This is a genomic window from Microbacterium paraoxydans, assembly GCF_019056515.1.
Taxonomy (GTDB): domain Bacteria; phylum Actinomycetota; class Actinomycetes; order Actinomycetales; family Microbacteriaceae; genus Microbacterium.
The window spans coordinates 871996-898568 of record NZ_CP064873.1 but is presented as its reverse complement, the minus strand read 5'-3'; the positions used below and the strand labels follow the sequence as shown (position 1 = coordinate 898568).

At 71.0% G+C, this 26573-nt stretch carries 18 protein-coding genes; 4 read left to right on the top strand and 14 right to left on the bottom strand.

The window, feature by feature from the left end; translation table 11 throughout:
* Positions 1-33: 33 nt before the first annotated feature.
* From IZR02_RS04250 to IZR02_RS04230, 5 genes are all read right to left on the bottom strand, one after another.
* Complete coding sequence (locus IZR02_RS04250) at positions 34-1173, bottom strand: SseB family protein (RefSeq protein WP_025103763.1); 1140 nt, start codon at positions 1171-1173, stop codon at positions 34-36.
* Between the two features lie 44 nt (positions 1174-1217).
* Complete coding sequence (locus IZR02_RS04245) at positions 1218-3671, bottom strand: ATP-dependent helicase (protein ID WP_025103762.1); 2454 nt, start codon at positions 3669-3671, stop codon at positions 1218-1220.
* A gap of 84 nt (positions 3672-3755) precedes the next feature.
* On the bottom strand, positions 3756-6893 hold the full coding sequence (locus IZR02_RS04240; protein ID WP_025103761.1) for a lamin tail domain-containing protein: 3138 nt from the start codon (positions 6891-6893) through the stop codon (positions 3756-3758).
* Between the two features lie 133 nt (positions 6894-7026).
* Positions 7027-8043, bottom strand: a complete 1017-nt coding sequence (locus tag IZR02_RS04235) for an ABC transporter permease (RefSeq protein WP_025103760.1) — start codon at positions 8041-8043, stop codon at positions 7027-7029.
* Complete coding sequence (locus IZR02_RS04230; protein WP_025103759.1) at positions 8040-9029, bottom strand: ABC transporter ATP-binding protein; 990 nt, start codon at positions 9027-9029, stop codon at positions 8040-8042. Before IZR02_RS04230 ends, IZR02_RS04235 begins: the two co-directional genes overlap by 4 nt.
* An 89-nt stretch (positions 9030-9118) precedes the next feature.
* On the opposite strand from IZR02_RS04230, the gene IZR02_RS04225 reads away from it, so the two are divergent.
* Entirely contained in the window at positions 9119-9517 is a 399-nt protein-coding gene (locus IZR02_RS04225; RefSeq protein ID WP_025103758.1) for a YccF domain-containing protein, read from the top strand.
* Between the two features lie 10 nt (positions 9518-9527).
* Here IZR02_RS04225 and IZR02_RS04220 read toward each other — a convergent pair whose 3' ends face one another.
* Positions 9528-10514, bottom strand: coding sequence for a glycerophosphodiester phosphodiesterase family protein (locus IZR02_RS04220; RefSeq protein WP_025103757.1), 987 nt, complete (start codon positions 10512-10514; stop codon positions 9528-9530).
* A gap of 92 nt (positions 10515-10606) precedes the next feature.
* On the opposite strand from IZR02_RS04220, the gene IZR02_RS04215 reads away from it, so the two are divergent.
* Positions 10607-11527: a Bax inhibitor-1/YccA family protein gene (locus IZR02_RS04215; protein WP_025103756.1), complete on the top strand. Its 921-nt coding sequence runs from the start codon at positions 10607-10609 to the stop codon at positions 11525-11527.
* A 160-nt stretch (positions 11528-11687) separates the two neighbouring features.
* On the top strand, positions 11688-11960 hold the full coding sequence (locus IZR02_RS04210; protein WP_025103755.1) for a GlsB/YeaQ/YmgE family stress response membrane protein: 273 nt from the start codon (positions 11688-11690) through the stop codon (positions 11958-11960).
* Positions 11961-12061: 101 nt separating this feature from the next.
* Here IZR02_RS04210 and IZR02_RS04205 read toward each other — a convergent pair whose 3' ends face one another.
* Together IZR02_RS04205 and IZR02_RS04200 are read right to left on the bottom strand one after the other, a co-directional pair.
* A complete protein-coding gene (locus IZR02_RS04205) occupies positions 12062-13357 on the bottom strand; it encodes an RNA polymerase sigma factor (protein ID WP_025103754.1) in 1296 nt (431 codons plus the stop codon).
* Between the two features lie 13 nt (positions 13358-13370).
* Entirely contained in the window at positions 13371-13799 is a 429-nt protein-coding gene (locus IZR02_RS04200; RefSeq protein WP_025103753.1) for a YciI family protein, read from the bottom strand.
* A 183-nt stretch (positions 13800-13982) separates the two neighbouring features.
* Here IZR02_RS04200 and IZR02_RS04195 point away from each other — a divergent pair, with 183 nt between their 5' ends.
* Entirely contained in the window at positions 13983-16073 is a 2091-nt protein-coding gene (locus IZR02_RS04195) for a glycoside hydrolase family 10 protein (protein WP_025103752.1), read from the top strand.
* Between the two features lie 60 nt (positions 16074-16133).
* Here the strand turns inward: IZR02_RS04195 and IZR02_RS04190 are convergent, their stop codons facing one another.
* The 6 genes from IZR02_RS04190 to IZR02_RS04165 all read right to left on the bottom strand — a co-directional run bounded on the left by IZR02_RS04190 (position 16134) and on the right by IZR02_RS04165 (position 26540).
* Entirely contained in the window at positions 16134-17519 is a 1386-nt protein-coding gene (locus IZR02_RS04190; protein ID WP_025103751.1) for a glycosyltransferase, read from the bottom strand.
* Positions 17520-17527: 8 nt separating this feature from the next.
* The gene (guaA, locus tag IZR02_RS04185; protein ID WP_025103750.1) at positions 17528-19114 is read right to left on the bottom strand and encodes a glutamine-hydrolyzing GMP synthase; all 1587 of its coding nucleotides are present in this window, start codon (positions 19112-19114) and stop codon (positions 17528-17530) included.
* Positions 19111-19623, bottom strand: a complete 513-nt coding sequence (locus tag IZR02_RS04180) for a DUF3817 domain-containing protein (protein ID WP_025103749.1) — start codon at positions 19621-19623, stop codon at positions 19111-19113. The genes guaA and IZR02_RS04180 overlap by 4 nt, the downstream gene beginning before the upstream one ends.
* 103 nt (positions 19624-19726) lie before the next feature.
* The gene (locus IZR02_RS04175) at positions 19727-24367 is read right to left on the bottom strand and encodes an ExeM/NucH family extracellular endonuclease (RefSeq protein ID WP_025103748.1); all 4641 of its coding nucleotides are present in this window, start codon (positions 24365-24367) and stop codon (positions 19727-19729) included.
* Positions 24368-24608: 241 nt separating this feature from the next.
* The gene (locus tag IZR02_RS04170; protein WP_025103747.1) at positions 24609-25367 is read right to left on the bottom strand and encodes an SURF1 family protein; all 759 of its coding nucleotides are present in this window, start codon (positions 25365-25367) and stop codon (positions 24609-24611) included.
* Between the two features lie 57 nt (positions 25368-25424).
* Positions 25425-26540 carry a GuaB3 family IMP dehydrogenase-related protein gene (locus IZR02_RS04165; protein WP_025103746.1) on the bottom strand — a complete coding sequence of 372 codons (1116 nt, stop codon included), beginning with the start codon at positions 26538-26540 and terminating at the stop codon, positions 25425-25427.
* Between the last annotated feature and the right edge of the window lie 33 nt (positions 26541-26573).

The following is a 26573-nucleotide window of genomic DNA, read 5'->3' as shown; positions in this document are numbered from 1 at the left end:
CGGAACCCCCGGCGACTCCGGGTGCGCGCGCCGTCAGTCCTCGATCCGCACCGCGCGCACGAGCACCGGCGCGAGGGCGTCGCGCTCCACCACCATGGAGGGCCCTGCGGAGTCGATGATGACGCCGGCCATCTCGGAGTGGCTCGACAGCACCTTCGCGAGCTGGTCCGGCTCGAACGGCAGCGGGCGATCGCCCCGGCCGAGCGCGATGACCTCCAGCGGGTGCGAGAAGAGCTGGAGGAAGCGGCGGCCGTCGGCGGTCTGCGCCTCGGCGATGCCGACCTGCCCGGTTCCGGATCCGTCGTTCACGGCCACCCACATGCGCGTTGTGGCGAGAGCCTCGCCCACCTTGGCGGGCGAGTCCTGCTCCCGCGGTGCCGCGAGCAGAGACTTCACGGTCATGTCGACGTCGGCCTGCTCGAGCGTCTTCTGCAGGAGCTCGGTGGGGAACACCACACGATGCGGCGCGGACGCGTTGTCGATGATGAGACCTGCGAAGTCGCCGGAGACGACCTGCTGCATCACCGAGGTCGTCGGCTGGGCGACAGCGGAGGTCGCGGACGGATCGGCTTCGAGCTGCACGGAATCCCGGACGGCGGCCGCCGAGCTGAACGCCAGCATGAACTGGCGCTCCCCGTCGCGGACCACGGCGACGGCGAGCGGCTTGCCCTCGCTGATCTGTGCGCGGGCATCGCCGTTCACGCGGATGTAGAGGTGCCCCTGGAGAGCCTGGCGGAGCACCCCGAGGAGCTGCGCGTTCGAGGCCCCCGCCTCGATCTGCGCCAGGGACTCGCGCAGGAGGACGTTGTCCTTCATCCCCGCCACGGTCTCGGTCTGCTCCGGCGGGAGCGCGGGAGCGAGCGGGAGCTTCCGCTCGGCCGGCCGTGCCGCGGGCTCCGCGGTGGAGCTCGGCGGCGTCGGCGCGGCAGCGGGCGCTGCGGCTGCCGCTGCGGCCTCCGGATCCGGAAGCGCGACCTCGGGCCCGGCTTCGGCGCCGACACCGCGGAACGCCTGCACCGAGATGCCGACGGTGGGCGAGGCCTCGGCCGTCGGAGCCTCCGACTCCTCGGTCGCCGTGCTCGCGTCCTCCTCGCTCTCGGTGGCCGGAGCGGCGGAGGGGGCGGGAGCGACGGCGTCGTCGCCGGACTTCTTGCGGCGGGAGAAGAGGGCCATGGGAGCCAGCCTAACCGTGTCTCCCCGCCCTCTCCGCCGCGACGTCAGAGCTTCTGGATCGGGGCGACCTTGATGAGCAGCTTCTTCTGCCCTGCCGTGTCGAACCGGACATGGGCGATGCGCTTGGCGCCTTCGCCCGTGACGGCGTCGACCCTCCCCTCGCCGAAGTCGTCGTGCCGGATGCGGTCGCCGGCGGCGAGCTCGAGGTCGCCGTTGTCGCGCATCTTGGCGGTGACGCGGTTGGGGATCTTGTCCATCGCCGTGGAGAGCGGCTTGAGGGACTCGCGGGGCAGGGCCTTCACGCCGAAGCGGTCGCCGGACCCACCGGAGCGACGGGCGTTCAGCGCACGCGACTGCATGCCCCCGCGGGAGTTCACGTCGCCCGGGGACTGCCTCCAGTCGATGAGGGAGGCCGGGATCTCCTGCAGGAACCGGCTGGGCATGGCGACCGTCACCTCGCCGAACTGCGCGCGGGTCATCGCCAGGGACAGGTGCAGGCGCTTGCGGGCGCGGGTGATGCCCACGTAGAACAGGCGTCGCTCCTCCTGCGGTCCCCCGGGCTCCCCCGCCGAGATGCGGTGCGGGATGAGGTCTTCCTCCACGCCGGTGACGAAGACCGCGTCGTACTCCAGGCCCTTGGCGGTGTGCATGGTCATGAGCGAGACCGATCCGGACTCGTCGTCGAGGTCGTCCGCGTCGGAGACCAGCGCGACCTCGGTGAGGAAGTCGGTGATGGTGCCTTCGGGGTTGTTGCGCGCGAAGTCGCGGGTCACGGCCACGAACTCGTCGAGGTTCTCCACGCGGGCCTCGTCCTGCGGATCGCGGCTGGCGCGCAGCGCGTCGAGGTAGCCGCTCTTGGAGAGCAGCAGGCTGAGCCCGTCCGCCACGGAGGTGGGCGGCGGCACCTCGCCCGTCGGCGGCAGCGTGATCGCGGTCGCCTCGGCGAGCACGGCGTCGAGCTGGGCGATGGCGGCCTGGATCTTCGGGCCGACGCCGAGCTGGCCCGGAAGCGACAGGGCGTCGCGGAAGGAGATGCCGTGCTCCTCGGCGAAGCGGGCGATGGCGGTCTCGGTGACGTCGCCGATGCCGCGCCGCGGCTTGTTGAGGATGCGGCGCACCGCCATCTCGTCGGCGGGGTTGGCGACCGCCACGAGATAGGCCAGCGCGTCCTTGATCTCGGCGCGCTCGTAGAACTTCGTGCCGCCCATGATCTTGTAGGGCACGGCCGAGCGGATGAAGATCTCCTCCAGCGCGCGGGACTGCGAGTTCGTGCGGTAGAAGACGGCCATCTCCGAGTACGGCATGCCCTTGCGGTGCAGGGCCTCGATCTCGTCGGCGACGAACTGGGCCTCGTCGTGCTGCGAGTAGCCGGTGAAGCCGATGATCTTGTCGCCCTCGCCGCGGTCGCTCCAGAGCTTCTTGTCCTTGCGGTCGAAGTTGTTGCCGATGACGGCGTTCGCCGCGGAGAGGATGTTCTGCGTCGAGCGGTAGTTCTGCTCGAGGAGCACGACCTTCGCCCCCGGGAAGTCGCGCTCGAACTCGCTGATGTTGCGGATGTCCGCGCCGCGGAAGGCGTAGATCGACTGATCCGAGTCGCCGACCACCGTCAGCGACGCCCCGGCCTCACCGGCGCCCGGCGCCGGCTCGGGGTCGGGCTCGAAGATCATCATGCCGTTGGAGGCGTAGGGCTCGGGGGTCGCGCCGACGCCGGACACCGGACGGGTGAGCTCGTGGATGAGCGCGTACTGCGCGTGGTTGGTGTCCTGGTACTCGTCGACGAGGATGTGCCGGAAGCGGCGGCGGTAGGTGTCGGCGACCTGGGGGAACGCCCGGAACAGGTAGACCGTCTGCCCGATGAGGTCGTCGAAGTCGAAGGCGTTGGCCTTCTGGAGCTGGCGCTGGTAGTCGGCGAAGACCTCGACGAAGACGCGCTCGGCCGGGTCGCTCATGTTGGCCTGTCGCGCGTAGGACTCGGCATCGGAGAGCTCGTTCTTGAGCTTGGAGATGCGCCCCTGGACCGCCGCCGGGGTGAGCCCGTAGGCGTCGGCCTCGTGCTCCTTGACCAACCGCTTGAGGAGGGCGCGGGAGTCTCCGGAGTCGTAGATGGTGAAGTTCTTGGTGAACCCGAACTGCTGCGCCTCGCGGCGGAGGATCCGCACGCACGCGGAGTGGAATGTGGAGATCCACATGCCGCGCGCGGCGTCGCCGATGAGCCCCTCGACGCGCTCGCGCATCTCGCCGGCGGCCTTGTTGGTGAAGGTGATGGCGAGGATCTGGCTCGGCCACGCCTCGCGGCTGCGCAGGAGCGAGGCGATGCGGCGCGTGAGCACGCTCGTCTTGCCCGAGCCGGCACCGGCGACGATGAGCAGCGCGGGGCCGCGATACGTGACGGCCTCGAGCTGCTGGGGGTTGAGGCCGGCGAGGAGGTCGTCCTGCGCGGGGGCGCCGGAGGACTGCGGGCCGACGGAACCGGGGACGATGAGAGGGGCTTCGGTCATGACCTCTCGAGTCTAGGCGGCGGCACCGACATCGAGGTCCCCGCCGGGGAGGGATGCAGGCGACCGCCCGCACCCCTCCCCCGGTCAGGCGGTGCGCTTCCGACGGCGCAGCGCGAGGACCCCGGTCGCGAGGAGCATCAGCGCGAGCGCGGTGGCGGCCACCGGCAGGTCCGCTCCGGTCGCGGCCAGCCCCTCGCCCGCGGCAGTGACGCGCAGGTCGGCCCAGCCGAGGAGCGTCCCATCCGCCGCGTAGACGGCGATGCGGTGCGCGCCCAGCGGCGCGTCCATCGGAACGGTGACCGTGAGGGCACCCGTCGCCGAAAGCGTCCCCGCAGCCAGGCGGACCGGGTCGGAGTACATCCAGACCTCCGCCCGCGCTCCGACGGCATCCGCGCCGACCGTGACGGTGACCCGCTGCCCCCGTGCGGCCACCGCCGGATCGACGGTGACGCCGTGGCGGTTGCCGTCCTCGAGCTCCGAGCCGGGAAGCGGCGGGTTCTCCCCACCAGGGTTCTCCCCACCAGGGTTCTCCCCACCAGGGTTCTCCCCACCAGGGTTCTCGCCGCCGGGGTTCTCGGCGCCTGTGCCGCCCGGCAGCGTGCCGGTGCGCAGCGCCTCCGAGGCGAAGCCATCGGCGAACCACCACACCGGACGCTGTCCGTCGACCGCGAGCGATGCGGGAGCCGTGGTGAAGCCCTCGTTGTTGATGTCGGGCATGCCCGCGGGCCGTGCGTAGTGGGCGATCCCGGGCTGGGCGGTCCCGTTCAGGCTGAGCTCGGCGGAGCGGCCCTGGCAGCCGTCGTCGCACACCGCCCACAGGGTGCCGCGGACGCCATCCCAGTCGAGCGCCATGACACCGGTGAGCCCGGGGGAGATTTCAGAGACGAGCGTGGCCGTGCCGTCCGCGGCGAGCGCGAAGGCGTAGACGCGCCCGTCGTCCTCCACGGCGACGAAGAAGAGACCGTCGCCGTGTCCCGGATGCACGGCCGGGTCGTAGGCCGTCCCGGCGGTGTCGTCGAAGAGCTTTCCGACCAGCGCGCTGTCCGGCACCCACTGCACGGCCTCGATGCCGAGGTTCGCGCCGACCGCCGGGAGCATCGCCGTGAGATCCCATTCCCGCTGCGCCACGAGCTCGCCGGCCGCCGCGTCCGGATCGACCTGCAGCAGCACGTTCTGGTTCACACCCTTGGCGCTGTTGTCGCGCTCGGACGCCACGTAGACCAGGCCCCTCCCGTCGACCGTGATGCCTTCGGTGTCCGGCCCTGCGGCGCCCGGGTTCCCGGCGTCCTTGGCGAAGCGCACGCGCTTGCCCTCGTCCCAGCCCGCGGCCTTCTCCACCGAGCCGTCCGCGTGGGCCTCGAGCTTCCAGATGCGCCCCTCGCCGTTGTCCACGGCCCAGAGGAATGCCCCGTCCGCGGTCTCCTGCACGTCGAGGCCGGAACTGTCCTCGAGGAACGTCGGCACGTCGTCGAGCACCCGCACCTCGGCCGCCCCCGGCCAGGTGCCGACGGCGACCTCGCCCGCGCACACGTTCGGCGCGCCCTTCGTCGGCGTCGCGGTCGCCGCGAAGGCTCCCGTGGTGTCAGGGCAGCGGCCCCAGGAGGTCGCCGCGTGGCCCTCGCCCCAGGCGGTCTCGTCGATGAGCAGCTCACCGTCGAAGAGGCGGACGGCGTCGCCCGCGCCCAGCCCGAAGCCGAGGGCCGAACGCTCGATGACGAAGAAGCCTCCGGCCGGGATCGTCGTGCCGACGGGAACGGTGTAGGCGTGGGCGTCGTCGTCCTTCACGACGGCGCCACCGATGTCGAGCGAGGCGCCGGTCGGGTTGACGAGCTCGATCCAGTCGTCCGGCGCCCCACCGTCGGACTCGACCTCGTTGATCCGCACCGGGTTCCCGCAGGCGTTGCGCTGCCCCTTCGTCGCTGCCGGCGCGTCGATGAACGTGCCCGTCCCGTCGGCGCAGCGCGCCCAGACGCCGTCGGCATGCGCGGAGTAGACGTGCTCGTCGATGGTGAGTCCGTTCGCGTCCCGCAGCGTCACGGTGTCGCCGTTGCCCAGCCCGAAGACGAAGTCGGTGGGCTGATCGAAGACCCGGTATCCGCCCGGGGGCAGCAGCGTCCCCGCCGGCAGCGGCGTCGTCTCCGAGGCGTGTCCGACCGGATCGCCGTCCATGACGGTCCAGCCGGACAGGTCGACCGTGGCGCTGCCGGTGTTCACGACCTCCACCCAGTCGGTCGCGTCGCCGTTGGACTCGATCTCGTTGATCGCGATGTCCGGGAGGACGCAGGAGTTCGCCGCTCCGGGGGTCGCGTGGGCGAGCACGAAGGCGCCGGCACCGTCCGGGCAGCGCGCGAGCGTGGCGGCGGCGAAGTCCCCGTCGATGGCGGCGTGTCCCTCCCAGGGCTGCGTGTCGTCGACGAGCGTGCCCGCGGTGTCGAAGAGGCGGATGCGGTCGGCGCTGCCGATCCCGATGGAGTCGCGGAACGCCGCCTCCACGCCGTCGACGAGCCCGATCGTGCCCTCATCGACGACGAGGAACGCTCCTGGTTCGATCGTGGCGCCCGGCAGGAAGCGCCACCGGTGGTCATCGGAGTTGTCGCGGATCTCGTATCCGGAGACATCGAGCGCCTCCGTCCCCGAGTTGTGGAACTCGACCCAGTCGGCCGGCTGCGAGTCGACCTCGTTGATGCGGATCGACCCCGCGACCGGCGCGACCCGGCAGTCGTTGGGCGCGCCCGGTGTCGCCGCCATGGCATGCGCCCAGTCGCCCGTCCCGTCGGCGCAGCGCGCCCAGACCGCCAGCGGCGCGGTGTTCGCGTAGGCGTAGGAATCGACCTCGACCCCCTCCGGGTCGTGGAGGACGACCTCGTCCCCCTTGCCCAGCCCGAAGGCGAAGTCCACGTCCTTCACCAGGACGAGGAACGCGCCCGGTGCGAGCACCGTCCCGGCCGGTGCCGCGCCGAAGCTGTCGCGCTTCTCGTCCGAGACCCGCCAGCCGGTCAGGTCGACGCTCGCCGAGCCCGCGTTGTAGATCTCGATCTGGTCGGCGAGCCCGGTCGCCGCGTCGTCGTACACGATCTCGTTGAGGACGAGCCCTGCTTCGCCGGTCGGCGCGGGCTCGCCGGGAGGGATGGCACCGGAGGCGGCGACGGGGGTGGCGATCAGGGCGGCGACGCTCAGCGCGCACGCCGCCGTGACGGCCGCCACGGAGTGCAGTCGGGGCATGGGGGCTCCTGGAAGAAGGCTCGACTGAGCGCAGACGGGTACCCGTCCAGACCACCGCTGCCGCATGGCCGTCCGTCGACCCGTCGGTGGACGGCCGGTGAACGGTCGGTGGCGTCTTCCTCGGCCCCGACGCTCAGGCGATGCGGGTGCCCGGCGGCAGCCGCCGCGCGGGCGTCCGGGTGCGGGCCCATGCTCCCGCGAACAGCGCCCCGGCGAGCACGACCTGCACGCCGAGCCCGACGAACCAGCTCGGCACGGTCTCGTCGATCACCTCCTCGGCGGTCTGAGAGCCGCTCTCCGGATCGCAGTCGTCCCAGCGCTGCTCCAGCGGCGAGAGCTGCGCGCTGCGGACGCCCCACTTGATCTGCCCGTAGAGGTCGACCGGGTAGCCGTCCTTGCTGAACTCGGTGGGGGTCGCGTCGGCGAGCACGACGAACGGGTTGGCGGCGAGCGCCCACCACACGAGGTCGAACCGCGGCGCCTCGTACGTGTAGCTCTCCCAGCTCTCGCAGTCCACGTTGCCGTTGCTGTCGTAGGGGCGGCTGTAGCTCGTCGCCTCGCTGCGCACGGCCAGGCCGCCGAGCGCGAAGACGATGATCGTGCCGATGACGAGCGCCGAGACCACGAGGTAGGTGGACGCGACGGAGAACAGCGGGCGGGCGATGAGGCCGCTCAGCCCCACGCCGATCGCGGCGACGATGACGATCTCGACGGCGAGGATGAGCAGCGCCACGAACAGCACGATCGGATCGGTCCCGCCCGCCAGCAGCGACGCCGCGAGGAAGGGAACCGCCACCAGGAGGAACGCGCCGCCCGTCGCGATCGCCGCGAGCAGCTTGCCCAGCATGATGTCGCCGGTCGATGCCGCGGTGACCTGGATCGGCGCGAGCGTGGCCGCATCCCGGTCGCCGTTGATGGCGTTGCCGCTGAGCGTCGGCGAGACGAGCACGACGAGCAGCAGGACCACGTTGACGACGATGGACGACACGCCCGCCCCGACGTCCTCCCCCCAGGAGTACACGGCGAACGACAGGCCGGTGACGCCGAGGAGCACCAGCGCGAAGACGCCGAGGAGCACGTACCAGCCGATGCTCCGCAGCCGCTGGGTCAGTTCCAGGCGCGCGATGACGCCGATGTTCGCGAGGCTCATGCTCCCGCCTCCGTTCCGTGGGGCGCTGCAGGCGGCGGGGGCGGCGGGGTCGTCGCCGCGGGCGGCTGCGGGTGCCGGAGTGCGAGGAACGTGTGCTCCAGATCGCTCTGCGCGGGTGCGAACTCCGCGACCGGCAGCCCCGCCTCCACGAGGAGACGCAGCGACCGGGCGGCGGCGTCTTCCCCGGGGAAGCCGACGAGGACGGCGCCGCGGTCCACGGCGAGGGACTCAGGTGCCAGCCCGAGAGTCGACGCGACCTGCCACGTGTCCGCGTTCAGGCGCTCCGCGGTGGCACCGGCGAGCCGCACCCGCCAGGCGCGGACCGTGCTCTGCGCCGGAGCGGCATCCACCACGGCCCCGCCGACGAGGAAGACGGCATCGTCGACGACCTCTTCCAGCTCGGACAGCACGTGGCTGGAGATGAGGACCGTGCGCCCTTCGGCCGCGAAGCGGCGCAGCAGCACCCGCAGCTGCACGCGGGCCTCGGGATCGAGGCCCGACGCCGGCTCGTCGAGAAGCAGCACCTGCGGGTCGTGGACGAGAGCGCGGGCGAGGCCGAGCTTCTGCTTCTGCCCGCGGGAGAGCACCTTCGCGGCGGAGTCCGCGAGTTCTCCCAGGCCGACGAGACCGAGGAGGTGCTGCGCCCGCCGCTCCGCGTCCGCGCGGTCGATCCCGTAGAGGCGGGCCGTGGTCACGATGGTCTCGCGGGCCGTGAGCGAGGGCCAGGCGCCGAGGGCGTCCGGCATCCACCCCAGCACGCGACGGGCGGCGAGCGGATCGGCTTCGGGGTCGATGCCGCCGATGCGGATCGAGCCACTGTCGGGGGCGAGCAACGAGGCGAGCATCAGGAGCAGCGTCGTCTTGCCCGCGCCGTTTGGGCCCACCAGGCCCGTCACCCTTCCCGCCTCTGCGCGCAGCGTGGCCCCTCGCACGGCCTGCACGTCCCCGAACGCCCTGCTGACGTCGTCCACCACTATTCCGGTCATGCGGTCAGTCTGGCATCGCCGGGCGCGAGCGCCGGGGACCTCCGGGCTGATGCCCAGCCGCGCCGCCCCGCGGGTGACACAATCGCTGTATGCGCACGATCCTCAACATCATCTGGGTCATCCTCGCGGGCTGGGCGCTCTTCCTCGGCTACGTGCTGGCCGGCCTGCTGCTGTGCATCCCGATCGTCACGATCCCGTGGGCCATCGCGTCCTTCCGCATCGCCGCCTACGCCATCTGGCCGTTCGGCCGCGAGGTCGTCAGCAAGCCGACGGCCGGCGTCGGCTCGTTCCTCGGGAACGTGCTCTGGGTCATCCTCGCGGGGTGGTGGCTCGCGCTCGGCCACATCGTGTCGGGACTGGCGCTGTGCATCACCATCATCGGAATCCCGATGGGCATCGCCGACTTCAAGATGGTCCCGGTGTCGCTCATGCCGCTCGGCAAGGAGATCGTCTCCACCCGTCAGGGCGCGTTCGACCGCACGCTCTGACCCCGACGGGTCAGCCGCGGAAGAACGCCACGCCGAGATCGGGGTGGTCGACGAAGACGCCGTCCACGCCCTGCCGGGCGATCACGCCCCACTCGGCCTCGTAGTGCCCGAACGCGCTCTTGCCTCCCGGACCGCGGTAGGGCGCCGCGAGGAAGGCGTTCTCCGGACGACAGGTCCACGTGAAGACGGTCAGGCCGCGGGCATGGGCATCGGCGACCAGCGTCGTGCCCGGCGCCAGGAGCATCTTCTTGTCGACGCTGATCCCGTCGACCTGACCGACCAGGCGATCCAGATTCCCGGGGGTCACGGTCTCCGGGTAGCTCAGGGCCTTCGATCCCTCGGCGACGAGCAGGTCGTACGGCTGTCCCGCCGCCTCGATGAGGTAGACGAAGCTCGCGTCGACGCCCGCGGCGCGGAGCTGCCCGAGCACGGTCGACTCGAAGCTCTCCACGATCAGCGGCAGCTCCCCCGCCGCCCATCCGGCGTCGCGCAGCTCCCGCGCGATGAGGGGCGCGAGGTCGAGTCCGATGCTCGCGAAATGCGTGGCGTGCTTCACCTCGAGCACGACGCCGATCGGCCGACTCTGCTCCTGCGCGGCCGCCCGCACGAGGTCGAGGACGTCGCGCAGGCGCAGGATGGGTTCCGTGCCGTCGAAGGAGGCGCTGGACGCCCGGAGCTTCGGCAGCCGTTCCCGGCAGCGCAGCGTGGACAGCTCTGCCCAGGTGAAGTCCTCCGTGAACCAGCCGGTCAGTGCGGCACCGTCCACGCGCCTCGTCGTGCGGCGATCCGCGAACTCCGGGTGATCGGCGACGTCCGTGGTGCCGGAGATCTCGTTCTCGTGCCGCACGACCAGGACACCGTCTTGGGTGGCGACCACGTCCGGCTCGACCGCGTCGACCCCCATCGCGAGAGCGAGCTCGTAAGACGAACGGGTGTGCTCCGGTCGGTGACCCGGGGCACCGCGATGCCCGATGACGAGCGGAGATTTGCTGGGCACGCTCACAGCGTAAGGCACCCCGGGAGTGTCGCCTCACGGGTATCGTGGAGGAAAGCGACCTACGACCCCCCTTTTGGAGTGAGGCCCACCTGATGAGCAACTTCGCTTTCAACAATCCTGCTTTCCAGCAGCAGGACCCGCGCAACGTCGCGACCTACCCGGGTGCGCCCCAGGGCGCTCAGGGCGCGCAGGCCGCGTCGCTCCAGCACGGCGCGATGGACGCCGCCGCCAACGCCCAGCTCGAGGGCATGTACGCCGCTCCCGCCGCAGGCGCGCTCGAGACCGACCGGATGTCCGTCGAGGACACCGTGTGGAAGACCGCCGGCCTCTTCGGCATCCTCCTCGTCACCGCCGTCGTCGGCTGGGTGCTGACGCTCGGCGGCCTCGACGTGCCGCGCTACGACCCGTACAACCCCGCCGCCGTCAACGTGCTGCCCTGGGCCCTCGGGGCGCTCGGCGGCTTCGTGCTGGCGATGGTCATCACCTTCACCTCGCGCAAGAAGGTCCGCCCCGCGCTGATCTTCGCCTACGCGGCCTTCGAGGGTCTCTTCATCGGCGGCATCTCGGCGTTCTTCGAGGTCCGCTGGCCCGGCATCGTCTTCCAGGCGACGCTCGCGACCGTCTCGGTCGTCGGCGTGACCCTCGCCCTCTTCGCCAGTGGCAAGATCCGCGCGTCCAAGAAGGCCACAAAGATCTTCATGATCGCGATGATCGGCTACCTGGTCTTCTCGCTCCTGAACCTCGTCCTCATGTGGACCGGCGTCAACACCAACGCGTTCGGACTGTTCAGCCAGGAGATCATGGGCATCCCGCTCGGCCTCATCATCGGCGTCCTCGTCGTGATCATGGCGGCGTACTCCCTGGTGCTCGACTTCGACCAGATCCAGCAGGGCGTCCGCAACGGCGCTCCGCGCAAGTACGGCTGGCTCGGCGGCTTCGGCATCATGGTCACGGTCGTCTGGCTCTACGTCGAGATCCTGCGGATCATCGCGATCGCCCGCGGCAACAACTGACGCGATCCGTCGCGATGAGAGGCCCGTCTCCCTGGGGAGGCGGGCCTCTTGCCATATCCGGGAGGGAGCGCGCAAGGGGTTGGCACGCGATTCCGCGGCCGGGCACAGTAGGTGTCACGAAGCCCCGGCACCCCGGGGCTCCTGACCCAAGGAGCTGACCATGAGTTTTCTCGGCTTTCTTCTTCTCGGCCTCATCGCCGGAGCTATCGCGAAGCTGATCCTGCCCGGCAAGCAGGGCGGCGGATGGTTCATCACCCTGCTGCTCGGCGTCGTCGGCGCCCTGCTCGGCGGCTGGCTCGGCAGCCTGATCCTCAACCGTCCGCTCACCGAGTTCTGGGACCTCGGCACCTGGCTCCTCGCCATCGGCGGTTCGATCATCGTGCTGCTGATCTACGGTCTCATCGCCGGCCGCGGCCAGCGGGTCAACGACTGACGCAGACCCCACTCGACGCGCTCCGCGTCACCCACGCCCGTCCCTCACGGCTGCGAGAGCATCCGTGAGGGGCGGGTCTTTTCGTGCCGCAGACGGTCAGGTCAGCGCTCGGCCCCTCGCGCTTTGCGTTCTAGGAGCTCGCGCTCGCGGTCGTTGCCCGCCAGTGCCGCGGCGGTCGCGAACTCGCCGCGCGCCTCGCTCTCCCGCCCGAGTCGGCGCAGCAGCTCGCCGCGCGTGGCCGGGAGCAGGTGGTAGCCGCGCAGCGCGCCGGACCCGGCCAGGTCGTCGAGCAGCCGCAGGGCGGAGGCGGGCCCGGTGGCCATGGCCACGGCGGCCGCGCGATTGAGCTCCACCACCGGGGACGGGGTGAGCCGGCCGAGCGCCTCGTAGAGCACGACGATGCGGTCCCAGTCGGTCTCGTCCACGGACGGCGCGACGGCATGGCATTCGGCGATGGCGGCCTGCAGGCTGTACGGCCCGCGTCCGCGGCCGAGTCCGTCCGCCCGGGCCAGAGCCGCTCTCCCCCGCGCGATGCGGCTGCGGTCCCACCGCCGACGGTCCTGATCCGCGAGCAGCACCGGGTCGCCGTTCCGGTCGGTCCGCGCCGGGAAGCGTGCGGCCGTGAGCTCCAGGAGCGCGAGCAGGCCGTGCACCTCCGGTTCCCGGGGCTGCAGCGCGGCGAGCACCCTGGCGAGACGAATGGCCTCGTCGCTCAGCTCCGGCCGCATCCACTCCGGACCGCTGCTGGCCGCGTGCGCTTCGTTGAAGATGAGATAGAGCACCCCGAGGACCGCGCCGAGCCGCGCCGCATGCTCCTCCCGCGGTGGCACCTCGAACGGCGCGTGCGCGGCCGCCAGCGTCTTCTTCGCGCGCACGATCCGCTGCTGCACGGTCGCCGTGGGGACGAGGAAGGCGCGGGCGATCTCCTCGCTCGTCAGACCGCCCACGACCCGCAGCGTCAGCGCGACCTGCGCCTCCCGGGAGAGCACCGGGTGGCACGCGATGAAGAGGAGGCGCAGCACATCGTCGTCCACGGCATCCGGGTCCCACGGCAGCTCGTGCCCCTGCGCCTGCTCCTGTTCCAGGTCGTGCGCGATCAGCGCCAGACGGTCGTCCAGCCGCTCGCGGCGGCGCCATCCGTCCACCGCCTTCCGCTTCGCCACGGCCGTCAGCCACGCGGCGGGGTTCTGCGGCACGCCCTCGGCGGGCCATTGCCGCAGCGCGGCGATCAGGGCCTCCTGCGCGAGATCCTCCGCCAGGCCGAAGTCGCCGACCATCCGCGTCAGTGCGCCGACGATGCGCGCGGACTCGATGCGCCACACGGCCGCGACTGCGCGCTCGGCCGCCTCCTGCGCAGAGGCGGCCGAGGTCGTCGCGGGGCCCGGGAAGCCGTCCATCAGCGGACGGGGGTCACGCCTGCTCGGCGCGGCGGGCCTGCTCCTCCCGCCAGCCCGCCTCCTTCTCGATCCACTCGTTGTCGGCGGGGAAGTCCTCCGGGCCGGTCACCCGGCGCACCTCGAGGAACGATCCCGGTCCGAGCGGCGCCCGGCTCGCCCATTCCGCGGCCTCCTCACGCGAGGAGACCTCGATGATCCAGAAGCCGTTGAAGAGCTCCTTCGTCTCCCCGTAGGGGCCGTCCGTGATGAGCGGCTTCTCGGCGCTGAAGTCGACGACGAAGCCCTCCGCCGCGTCGGTCAGGCCTTCCCCGGCGACGAGGACGCCCGCCTTCATCATCGACTCGTTGTAGCGGCCCATGGCCTCGATGACCTGCTCGAAGGGCATCTCCTGATAGGCCGCCACCGCGTCGTCGGTCGCGCGCATGATGAGCATGAACTTCATGATGTTCTCCTTGTTCCGAAGGGCCGTTCCTCGACCCTCTCATCACAGACGTCGAACAGGAACGGCGGAGATCGACATCGGGGCGAGAATTCCTCCCGGTCTTCTGCCGAGAGCCACATCGGCATAGAGTTTCAGTTCAATCCCTTTCAGTGGAAATTCTTTTCCAGATCGAACGAGGACTCGATGAAGAGACGCATCGCCGCCACCGCCGCGGCCGCCCTGCTCCTGCTGGCGCTCCCCACGACCGCCGGAGCGGCCCCCGACGAGGAGCCGCTGACCCGGTACGTCAAGCACGCCTCCGGCACGTACGGCTACGGCACGGAGCCCGTGTACACCTATCCGGGATCCGGCGAGCAGGTCGCCATCCCCACGACGCTGACGCCGGAGAACCGCCGCTTCTCCAGCGCCTGGGTCGGGACGATCGGCAACCTGAACTTCGGCAAACCCGCCGACGCGGCGGACTTCGACGCCCGCTACGCGACGGTGCTCGACGACTTCGCCTCCTGGAACATGAACGCCGTGATCTTCCAGGTGCGTCCGCTGCTGGACGCCTACTACCCGTCGGCGCTCAACCCGTGGTCCGAGTTCCTCACCGGCGCCCAGGGCGCCGATCCCGGCTATGACCCGCTGCAGCGCATGGTCGAGGCCACCCATGCCCGCGGCATGGAGTTCCACGCGTGGCTGAACCCCTATCGCGTGACCAACGCGAAGATGACCTCGCCGGGGATCCTCACCGCCCTCGGCCTCACCGCGGACCAGGTGAAGGCACTCTCCATCCCGCAGTACATCGCGGCACTGAACGACGCCGGCATCCTCGCCGACGACAACTTCGCCGTGCAGCACCCCGACTGGGTCCTGTCTTTCGAGGAGAAGCTGTTCCTCGACCCCGGCCAGCCCGAGGTCCCCGCGTACGTCGCGGCCACCGTCGCCGAGATCACGGAGAACTACGACGTCGACGCCATCCACTTCGACGACTACTTCTACCCGTACCGGATCACCGTCGACGGTCAGAACGTGTTCTTCGGCGCGCAGGGCGAGGACCGGGCGACGTTCGAGGAGTTCGGCCTCACGGCGGGCTATCCCGACACCGTCGCCGGCATCGAGGCGTGGCGGCGCGACAACATCACGGGTCTGATCACCCTCGTCGGCGACGCGATCGACGCCGGCAACGCGGCCCGCGGCACCGCCGTGCAGCTCGGTATCAGCCCGTTCGGGATCTGGGAGCACGAGGCGATCGACCCGGCCGGATCCCACACGCCGACGAGCTCGTCGCAGACGTACAGTCAGGCGGTCTTCGCCGACACCCGCGGGTGGGTGCAGGACGAGCTGATCGACTACATCGTGCCGCAGATCTACTGGAGCTTCGATCAGGCGGCCGCCCCGTACGGGGAGCTGGCGCAGTGGTGGAGCGACGTGGCCGCCGGCAGCCGCACCCAGGTCTACGTGGGGCATGCGCTCTACAAGCACGTCAACAACGGCGGCTGGGAGCAGGCCTGGATGAATCCGGAAGAGGTGCCGAATCAGATCCGGTACAACCAGAAGCTCGACGGCATCGAGGGCAGCGTCCTGTTCAGCTACAACGACATGAAGCCGAGCGACCTGGCCGCTCTGCCCGCGGATCAGCAGCCCAAGCACGAGGCGAAGAACACCGCGATCGAGCTCCTCGAGGGCGAGGCCTTCGCCCACCCCACGCTCGTTCCGGCCAAGCCCTGGCTCTCGGACGGACAGGTGGCCGCCCCGGTGGCCCCCGAGGTCGTCGACGGCGAGCTCCGCTGGCAGGCCGGCGACGCGCGGGAGGCCCGCCAGTATGCGATCTATCGCGGTACCGGCGATCCGGCGCAGATCGTCACCACCCCGGGCGCGCTGGTCGACACGGTCTGGGCAGGCGGTGCGGCGTCGTTCCGCTTCCCCCTCCCCGCCGACGAGGCCCCGGCCGCCGCGCGCGCCGCGACGGAGACCTGGGTGGTGACCGCGCTGGACGCGGCCGCCGTCGAGAGCGCGCCGATGGCTGTCGCGGTGGACGAGCCGGTGGATCCCACCGATCCGGGAACTCCGACGGATCCCACCGACCCCGGCACGCCGGAGGACCCGGACTCCGGGGGTGACGATGACGCCGCTGCCTCTCCCGTCGGCGGCGCGTCGCGCGGCGACCGCGGCGACCTCGCCGCGACCGGCGGCGATGTCCCGACGATGGCGCTGCTCCTGGGCGGACTGCTGCTGACCGCCGGCGCCGTCACGGTCGGAGTGACCGCCTTCCGGCGGCGCACGCGATAGGACCGTCGACCGCCGGGGCGTCGTCCGCGACTCCCCGGCGGTCGACCGGGTCGCGGACGGTCAGCGCCGCGAGGGAGCGCGGACGGCCGCGGCGATCGTCGCGGTCAGCGCCTCCACGGAGCGCGCCGGGCTCCACGCCGCCGCGACGAGCGGCGCCTCCGCGCGGAGCGCCGCGAGCCGGTCCGGATCGGTCAGGAGGTCCCGCAGGGCCTCCCCCAGCGCCGTGATGTCACCGGCGGGCACGAGCACACCTCCGCCGGCGCCGAGCACATCGCGGATGCCGTACCGCACGTCGTACGACACCACAGGGGTGCCGTGCAGCAGCGCCTCGACCACGCCGAGCGGCTGTCCCTCGAACGCGGTCGAGGTCACCAGGACGGACGCACGATCGAGCACGGTCGCCGGATCGGCGGTGTACCCGCAGAGCCGCACGCGGTCGGCGCCGTCGAGCTCGGCGATCAGCGCCGCCAGCCGCTGCTCCTCCGCACCCGTGCCCCAGACCTCCATCCGGGTGCCCGGCACGTCCGCCGCCAGGAAGGCGCGGATCGCGTGGTCGACGCGCTTGCCCGCCGCGAGTCGGCCCAGCACGACGACGAGGCCGTCCTCGCGCAGACTCTCCCGACGTTCCACGGGCTCGATGGGGTTCGGCACCACGACGTGGTTCGCGGAGGAGCCGAATCGCGCCACCACGTCGTCGCGCTGCGTGGCCGTCGGCCAGATCACCGCGTCGAAGCGGTCGGCCAGGCGGAACCACCGCGTCCAGAGCGTGTTCATGGGTGCGTCCGGCGTGTAGGGAGCCTCGACGTGCATGGTGTGGATGGGGTGCAGGATGCGCACGCGCGGGTCGTCCCAGTCGGCGACCAGTTCGCCGAGCTGACGCGATTCGCAGATCACGACGATCGGCCGGTCGCCCAGCGCCGCCGTGATGTGGTCGAGCCAGGCACCGTAGAGCCCGCGGAAGCCGTGCAACGCCCCGACGACCGCACCGCTCTCGTCGTGGACGAGGACGGGCTCGTCCGTGAGGTGCCAGTCCGGGTCGCCGGGGATCACCGGGAGGGCCACGAAGGGACGACCCTCCGGGTCCGCGAGCACCCGGTACTCCACGTCGGGGTCGGCCGTCACCGCGTCATCAGCCGCGTCTCGCAGCCAGGCGGCGGCTCCGCCCTCCGGGGCGACGGCCTCGTCGAAGAGGTTCCGCAGACGATCCGGGTCCGCAAGCGCGCCGCGGTCGGCGAACACGCGGCGATGCTCGGCGTGATCGGCGATCGTCCCCGGATCGAAGGTCAGCAGCTGCGGACCCCGGCCCTCGCCGGCGCCCGCTCCGGCGAGCAGCCGGGCTCGCGCGAGTGTCGCGATCGTGTACCCGCCGTCCAGCCCGGGGATCAGACGGCTGGACAGCACCAGGTACTCGGCGTCCGGGAGGACCGGTGCCGAGACCGGGGGCATCGCGCCCCCTACTCCCACTCGATCGTCCCCGGCGGCTTCGACGTGACGTCCAGCACCACCCGGTTGACGTCGCGGACACCGTTGGTGATCCGGTTCGAGATCTTCGAGAGCACGTCGTACGGCAGACGGGTCCAGTCGGCGGTCATCGCGTCCTCGCTGGAGACCGGACGCAGCACGATCGGGTGGCCGTAGGTGCGGCCGTCGCCCTGCACGCCCACCGAGCGCACGTCGGCGAGGAGCACGACCGGGCACTGCCAGATCTCCTGGTCGAGCCCGGCCTTGGTCAGCTCCTCGCGGGCGATGGCGTCGGCCTCACGCAGGATCTCGAGGCGGTCAGCGGTGACCTCACCGATGATCCGGATGCCGAGACCGGGCCCCGGAAACGGCTGGCGCCCGACGATCGCCTCGGGGATGCCGAGCTCGCGGCCGATCGCGCGGACCTCGTCCTTGAACAGGGCCCGCAGCGGCTCGATGAGCTCGAAGTCGAGGTCGTCCGGAAGACCGCCCACGTTGTGGTGCGACTTGATGTTGGCGGTGCCCGCACCGCCGCCCGACTCCACCACGTCCGGGTAGAGCGTGCCCTGCACGAGGAACTTCACCGGGGCGCCGCCGTCGGCCTTCGCCTCCTCCACGAGGTCGAGCTGCACCTTCTCGAACGCGCGGATGAACTCGCGGCCGATGATCTTGCGCTTCTCCTCGGGGTCGGTCACGCCCTGGAGGTGACCGAGGAAGGTCTCCGCGGCGTCGACCGTGATGAGCCGCACACCGGTGGACTCGACGTAGTCCTTCTCGACCTGCTCGCGCTCGCCCTTGCGGAGGAGACCGTGGTCGACGAAGACGGCAGTGAGCTGGTCGCCGATGGCCTTGTGCACGAGAGCGGTCGAGACGGCGGAGTCCACGCCGCCGGACAGCGCGGAGATGACCCGGGCGTCGCCGACCTGCTCGCGGATGCGCTCGATCTGCTCGGCGATCACGTTGTCGGGGTTCCAGTCGGACGCGAGGCCCGCACCCTTGTGGAGGAAGTTCTCGAGCACGCGCTGACCGTGATCCGAGTGCTTGACCTCCGGGTGCCACTGCACGCCGTAGAAGCCGCGCTCCTCGTTCGCGAAGGCGGCGACCTTCGTGGCCTCCGTCGTCGCGAGCACCTCGAAGCCCTCCGGTGCCTTCGCGACCTGGTCGCCATGGCTCATCCACACGTTCTGCTCGGTCGGCTGCCCGCTGAGCAGCGTGCCGCCGTCACCGGAGATGACGGCATCCGTGGCGCCGTACTCGCGGAGGCCGGTGTGCGCGACCTCGCCGCCGAGGGACTGGGCCATGTACTGGAAGCCGTAGCAGATGCCGAGCGTGGGGACGCCGAGGTCGAAGACCGACGGGTCGAGCTTCGGCGCGCCCTCCTCGTACACCGACGAAGGTCCGCCGGAGAGGATGATCGCGACGGGGTTCTTGGCGGCGATCTCCTCCGCCGTGGCGGTGTGCGGCACGATCTCGCTGTAGACCCCGGCCTCGCGGACGCGGCGGGCGATGAGCTGCGCGTACTGGGCGCCGAAGTCGACGACGAGCGCGGGGCGCTGCTGGGTCTCGGACTGTTCGGTCAACGGACACCTTCCGGGGCGATCGCGGAGGCCTCAGCGGCCTCCCGGGTGGCGAGATAGGTCTTGACTTCACGGGCGACGATCGCCTCCATGAAGAACGACAGCAGCGGGATGACGCCGCCGAGCGCGAGGAGGATGAACCGGCGGAACGGCCAGCGCATCAGGCTCCACATGCGGAAGCACGCGAAGAGGTAGACCACGTAGAACCAGCCGTGGGCGACGAGGATGAACAGCGAGATGTTGAAGCCGTCCCCGAGGGAGGTCATCTCGCACGAGTTCGTCCACGGCGCGAACAGCGACCACCATTGGCAGTCCGGCCCCGCGATGACGCCGGCGAACCAGAGAGGGCCGCCCGATCCTCCGGCGAAGAGCTCGAGGTGGATGGGCGTGTACTTCAGCACCATCTCGGCGAGCAGCAGGAGCAGCATGACTCCCGTGATGATCGACGCGATCTGGTAGAACTTCAGCGCACCGCGGATCGCCGGAAATCTGGCGACTTTCGGTTCGGGCATGCCCCCAGTCTAGTCGGCGGCGGGCGACGCCCCGACCCCGCGGAAACGACGGAGGCCGCCGGGTCTCCCCGACGGCCTCCGCCTCGTCATCCGCCGATCGGCATCAGAACCATCCGGTCAGGAGGTCCCACAGCCAGTCGACGATGTCCTTGATGATCCCGCCGATGCCGCCGGCGCGGTTGACGGTGACCGTGGCCGTGGCCTCGTCCCCGTCGGCCTGAGCCACCGCGACGGTGTACTTGCCGGGCTGGGCGTTCTTCGGCACCGTCACCGAGGTGCTGAACGTGCCGTCCTGACGGACCTGCACCGTGCCCACCTGGACGCCCTGGCCCTTCTTCGGCCGGAGCTCGACCGTGACCGTCTCGCCGGGCTGGTAGTCCTTGCCCGTGACGTCGAGCTTCTTGCCCGCGGCCACCTTCGACGAGCCGAGCGCGATGGTCCCCGCGAACTCCTCCTCGCCGGCGATCGTGAACGGCACCTGCACCGTCGTGCCCGTCGCCGGGACCTCGACCGTGAGCTGCTGCTCACCGAACACCCCGGACGGCACCGTGAAGGTGAGGGTGGCGCGGCCGCCCTCGTCGGTGGTGTCCACGATGGTCGGGTCGACCGTGCCGGCCGCGAGCTGGGTGTCGCCGAGCGACAGCGTGACCGCTCCCGGCGCCGCCTCACCACCGCTGAACGCCAGCGAGGAGAGCGAGACCGTCACCTGGTCGCCGGCGCGGTAGCCGTCGGCGTCCGCCGGACTGACGGTCACACCGACCGCACGCTGGGCGAGGTCCGGCGAGGCCGTCTTGTTCGCGTCGAACCAGTCGACCATCGACTGGAGGTCGATCTTGCCGGTGTCCCGCTTGCCCGCCCCCTCCTTGAAGGTGGCGAAGTTGTCGCCGCCCGCCGCGAGGAAGGAGTTCGCCGCCACCGTGTACTCCCCGTTCGGGTCGATCGCGGTGCCGTTCAGCGTGATCGAGGTGATCCGCGAACCCGCGGCCGCCGTCGGGTCGTACGTGTAGACCAGACCCTCGGAGACGCCGAGCTTGAGGAACGGTCGGGCCGATCCGGCGGGCTGCCACTGCTCCTCCAGCACACCCTTCAGCTGCGTGCCGGTGAGGGTCAGCGTGACGAGCGTGTTGGCGAAGGGCTGGACGGTCGCCGCCTCCCGATAGGTGACGTTGCCGTCGGGGTCCTCGGGGTTGCTCGACGCGTAGGTCAGGTTGGCACGGATGCCACCGGGGTTCATGAGAGCGATGTCCGCACCCGTGGACCACTTCTGCACGTCGGCGACGAAGTTGCCGATGGTGGACTCGCCACCGCGGTTCTCGGAGCCGTTGGTCTGCCGCGCGCGGTTGAAGTCGGCGGTGATGTCGCCCACCTTCACCGCTCCCAGCACGTCGGCCTCCGCCTTCGCCTTATCGACGATGGCCTGCACCTCCGGCACCGCCGGGTACAGCGGCTTGCCCGCGGATGTGAGGGGCTTGATCTCGTTGGTGATCGAGAGCAGCTCCTTCGTCTTCGGGTCGACCTGGATGTTCATGAGGCCGAGGTTCTCGCCGTACTGCCCCGCCGAGACGACCGGTCGGCCGTCGATGACGTGGTTGTAGGCCAGGTGCGTATGCGCCGAGACGATCGCGTCCACGTCGTCGTCGACTCCGTAGACGATCTCGCCCAGCGGCGAGTCCTCGGTGATCGCGGACAGCGCGGTGCTCTCCGCACCCTCGTGCACGAGCAGGATCACGACGTCCGCTTCGCCGTTGGCCGGATCCCCGTCACGCAGGTCGTCGGCCACGGCGTTCACCGAGTCGGCGATGCTGCGCACCTCGAGATCCGCGATGCCCTCGGGCGAGACGAGCGAGTCGAGATCCTCCGTGACGGCGCCCACGAAGCCGACGCGCACGCCGTCGAGCTCCTTGACCCACGCCGGGGCGAGCGCGGGCTCACCGGTCTCCGTGAGGAACACGTTCGAGGAGATGTACTCCCAGTCCGCGCGCTCCTGCACCCGGTCGCGCAGGTCTTCCCAGCCCTGATCGAACTCGTGGTTGCCCGCGGCGCTCACGTCCAGGCCGGCGGCGTTGAGCGCGTCGATGGTCGGGTTGTCGTCGTTGATGAAGGAGGTGAACGTCGACGCACCGATGAGGTCGCCGGCTCCGGCGAAGATCGTGTTCGGGTTCGCCGCACGGAACTGCTGCACCGCCCCCGCGAGCACGGCGGCGCCGGCCGCGGCCCCGTCGGCCTCGATACGGCCGTGGAAGTCGTTCACCGTCACGACGTCGATGTTCACCGGCGGGACCTCCGAGGAGACGCCGACGAGGATCGGGTCGTGGTCGCTGGACCGGTACGGGGTGCCCTCCTCGGTGGCGCCGAACGCGTAGCCGCGGTCGCTCCACTCCGGCGAGTTGATGCCCCACACACCGGCGCCCGTGATCGAGGAGACGAGCGACGGCGAGGCGATCACGTGGTCGAGCGAGCCGAGCTCCCCGTCGAACGTGTACGTGTACTGCCCTGCGGCCCTGTCGGCGGCCACGTCGCTCCACCCCTGCGAGGTGAACACGTCGATCGGGTCTTCCTGCCCATAGGCGTTGAAGTCGCCGATCAGCAGCATGTCGCTGCTGCCGCTGCTCTCGGTCAGCTCATCCGTGAAGGCGAGGATGGCCTGCGCCTGCTTCACCCGGTCGGCGTTGAAGAATCCCTGGCCGTCGGCCGGCTCCGCGCCGGCACCCTGCGGCGGGGACTTCGACTTCAGGTGGTTGGCGACGACGGTGACGACGCGGCCGTCGATGTCGAACGCCTGCGCGATCGGCTCGCGGGCGTTGCCCCACACCGACTCGTCGGTGACGGTGGCGCTGTCGCCCACCGTGCTGACGGCGTCCTTCTTGAAGATGATCGCGTTGGTGATGTAGTCCGTCGTCGCCGGGTCCTGCAGCGCCTTGGGCGTGCGCACGTAGTCCCACACGTCCGCGCCCGCGTCGGCGTTGAGGCCCGCGACGAGATCCTTCAGGGCGGTGTCGACGGGCTTGCCGAGCTTGACCGAGTTCTCGATCTCCATCAGCGCCACGATCTCCGCGTCGAGGCCGTTGATGGCCGAGACGATCTTGGACTTCTGGATCGCGAACTGGGCGGCGTTCGCCGCACCGCGGGCGTCCGCGTTCTCGCTCTTCAGCGTCGTGAAGTAGTTGTAGACGTTGAACGACGCCACCTGCGCGTCGCCGCCCACCTCGGGAGCCTTCTCGGGGCGCGGGTTCGTCGGCTCGAAGGTGACCTTGCGCTCCGCCGGGGAGGCGTCGTCGATCGGGACGACAGGCTGCAGGCGCCAGTCGTCGAAGCCCCACTGGAGCACGTAGCCGTTGGACCCGAAGTCGACGGTGTCGCCGTTGCGGACCACCGTGTCCTCCGTGAAGTACGGCTGCTGGCCCGGGTGGCCGTTGTTGGTCACCTGGATGGACCAGGCGTCGTCGAGCAGGATGCGGTTGGCGCGGTTCTCGGCCGCGATGGCGGCCGCGTCGGCCCCGGGACGCGTGGTCTCGGTGCTCTTGACGTTGAGGTCGTCGCCGGCGTTCAGCCACAGCGCCCCGTAGTTGTACAGCTGGTGGCTCGACGCGAGCCGGTAGGTGCCGGTCGGGGCGACGTACATGTTCTCGTACTGCTCGCGGTCGGCACCGCGCACGGTGTCCGGGAGCGGCGTGAGGGCCGGCACGCCCACACCGGCGGTGACGACGGAGACGTCGGCCACCGCGGCGGGAGCGATCTGGGTCTGGCCGTAGTACTCGCTCACGGTGCCGGTCACCGAGACGAGGTCGCCGATCTCGAGCGTGGGCGCGAGCGCGTTCAGGAAGACGAAGACGCCATCCGAGGCGCCGGGAGTCGCGTCGGTCTCGCCGCCCGAACCCTGCGTCTGGATCACGATGCCCTTGTAGCCGCCCGTCCGGTGATCGGCGGTGACGACGCCCTCGACGCGGACGCGCTGTCCGGCCAGCGGCGAGACGTCGCCGGTGCCCTGGACCTCGGCGATCGTGGCGGTCGTGGGCTCCGTCCCCGGCTCCTCGCCCGGGTCGGTGCCGGGATCGGTGCCGCCGGAGTTCTGCGGGGTGATGGTCGCCGACAGCGCGAAGTCCGTCTTGTTGTCGTCCGCGTCCGCGCCGTCCGTGCGGTTCAGCGACCGGACGTCGGTGTTGCTCGTGGGGGCGGCGGCGGCCGCCGTCTCGAAGGTGTTCGAGGTGCCGTAGCCGAGGAGGTCGATCACGCCGTCGACGCCGACCGTCGAGCCGGGAGTCAGGGTGACCGCCGCGGTGCCCTCGACGAGGGCCAGCGTGCCGTTGGTGCCGCTCGGGCTCAGCGTCGTCGTGGCGTCGGGGGTCGGGAGGGCGGCGCCGTTGGTGCCGTTGCTGTTCCCCTGCACGAGGAAGTAGCCGCCCGCGGGGATCGTCCCCTTCAGCGGTGCGACGCCGTTGAAGGCGCCGGTCCCGGTCGCGGAGCGGTACTGCAGGGACAGGCCGTCCAGGGTGACGGGCGCCGTCGTCGGGTTGTACAGCTCCACGAACTTGTTCGTGAACGCCGCCCCGGCGCTGCCGCCGGACAGATACGCCTCGTTGATCACCACCCCGGTGCCGTCGGTGTTCGCCGACGCGGGCGCGGCCACCAGCGAGCCGAGGCTCAGGGCGGCGACGCACGTCGCTGCGAGAGCGCCCACGCGCCCTCGGATTCTGCGGTGCGAGACGGGGGTCAGGGTCTCCCCGTGCTCAGGAGCGGACATCATCGGTGCTGTCTCCTCGATCGTGTTCCGGCGCTGCTCAGGACGCTGTCATCGCACACATCGGGAACTCCCAGCGTGCGCACATGGAGCGAGCATACGGAGCGGTTCGGACATCCTCAACGGAGTTTTCCCATTGGTCACCGAGCGCTCACCGAATGGCCGCGACACCCCCTGACGAAGGTTCACACCGGGCCGACCCGACGCGCAGAAGCGCAGCATCCGACGCGCGGATGCGCAGCGGGTGTCAGGGAGCCGCGGAGCCCTGCGCCTCGTCGAACTCCTCCACCTCGCGCTCCCAGGCGTCCTTCGCCAGGCGGTACCAGAGGTAGAACGCGAAGCCGGCGAAGATGACCCACTCGGCGGCGTAGAACACGTTGAGCCAGTTGACCGGCGACTGCTCGTCGGGCGCCGGGGAGGCGATGTCCACGAGTCCCGCGGTCGCGGTCGTGGCGGCCAGGTAGGGACGGTAGACGTCGAGCTGCTCGGTGTCGTGCCAGCGGCTCAGGAGAGCGGCCGGCGACATCCGGTCCATCTGCTCCGGATCCGAGCGCGGAGGCACCGCCGGCCCCTCATCCGAGATGATGCGACCGGCGACGGGGACCACGCCGCCGTCCGCCTCGGCTTCGAGGCGCTCCACCGCGGCATCGGCGGCCTCGCGATCCGGCGCCCAGCCGATCGCCACCGCCAGCGAGACGCGCTCGTCGACGCGGAGCTGACCGGTGACCCAGTACCCCTCGGCGCCGTCGTTGAAGCGGCTGCCCACGACGAGGAAGTCTCCGGGGATCCAGACGCCCTCGGTCTCCACGCGCTGTCCGACGAGGGGCTCGGGCAGGTACTCCCCCGGCTCCACGACCTCGTCGAGCGGTCGGACCTGCTCCGTCGCCCCCGGCGCCGGAGGATCGGTCTCGATCGCCCGCTCCAGCTGCCACTGACCGAGCCAGGCGAACACGCCGGCGACGACCAGGCACAGCAGCAGCATCGCGATCCAGCGTCCCCGCAGCATGACCTCACGGAGGGTCGGCGGGAAGGGAGCAGGTGCGGTCACGGTGATGCGGAGACCTCAGGCCTCGTACGGAGCCAGCACGACCTCCACCCGCTGGAACTCCTTGAGGTCGGAGTATCCGGTGGTGGCCATCGACTTGCGCAGCGCGCCGATGAGGTTCGCGGTGCCGTCGGCGACCGGAGCGGGGCCGTAGAGGATCTCCTCCAGCGTGCCGATGCCGCCCACCTCGACGCGTCGTCCGCGCGGGAGCTTGGGGTGGTGCGCCTCGGGACCCCAGTGGAACCCCTGGCCGGGGGCGTCCGTGGCACGGGCCAGGGCGACACCGAGCATGACCGCGTCGGCGCCCATGGCGAGCGCCTTCACGATGTCGCCCGAGGTGCCGACGCCGCCGTCGGCGATCACGTGCACGTAGCGCCCGCCGGACTCGTCGAGGTAGTCCCGACGCGCGGCCGCCACGTCCGACACCGCGGTCGCCATGGGGGCGTGGATGCCGAGGGTGGCACGGGTGGTGGACGCCGCACCGCCGCCGAAGCCCACGAGCACGCCGGCCGCGCCGGTGCGCATGAGGTGGAGCGCCGCGGTGTAGGTCGCCGCTCCGCCCACGATCACCGGAACGTCGAGGTCGTAGATGAACTTCTTGAGGTTCAGCGGCTCCGCCACGCTCGACACGTGCTCCGCGGAGACGGTCGTGCCGCGGATGACGAACAGGTCGACCCCGGCCGCGGCGACGGTGTCGTAGAACTCCTGCGTGCGCTGCGGAGTGAGGGAGCCGGCGACGGTGACGCCCGCCTCCCGGATCTCGGCGAGGCGGCGGGTGATGAGCTCGGGCTTGATGGGCTCGGAGTAGAGCTCCTGCATGCGCACGGTCGCCCGGTCCTCCGCGAGGCCCGCGATCTCGGCGAGCAGCGGCTCTGGGTCCTCGTAGCGGGTCCAGAGCCCCTCCAGGTCGAGCACTCCCAGACCGCCGAGCTGCCCGAGCATGATCGCGGTGCGCGGGCTGACGACCGAGTCCATCGGCGCACCGAGCACCGGGATCTCGAAGCCGAAGGCGTCGATCGTCCACGCGGTGGACACGTCCTCCGGGTTGCGCGTGCGCCGCGAGGGCACCACCGCGATGTCGTCGAACGTGTACGCGCGACGCGCGCGCTTTCCTCGGCCGAGCTCGATCTCCATGGTCACCCGTCCAGCCTACCCGGCACCCGGCGG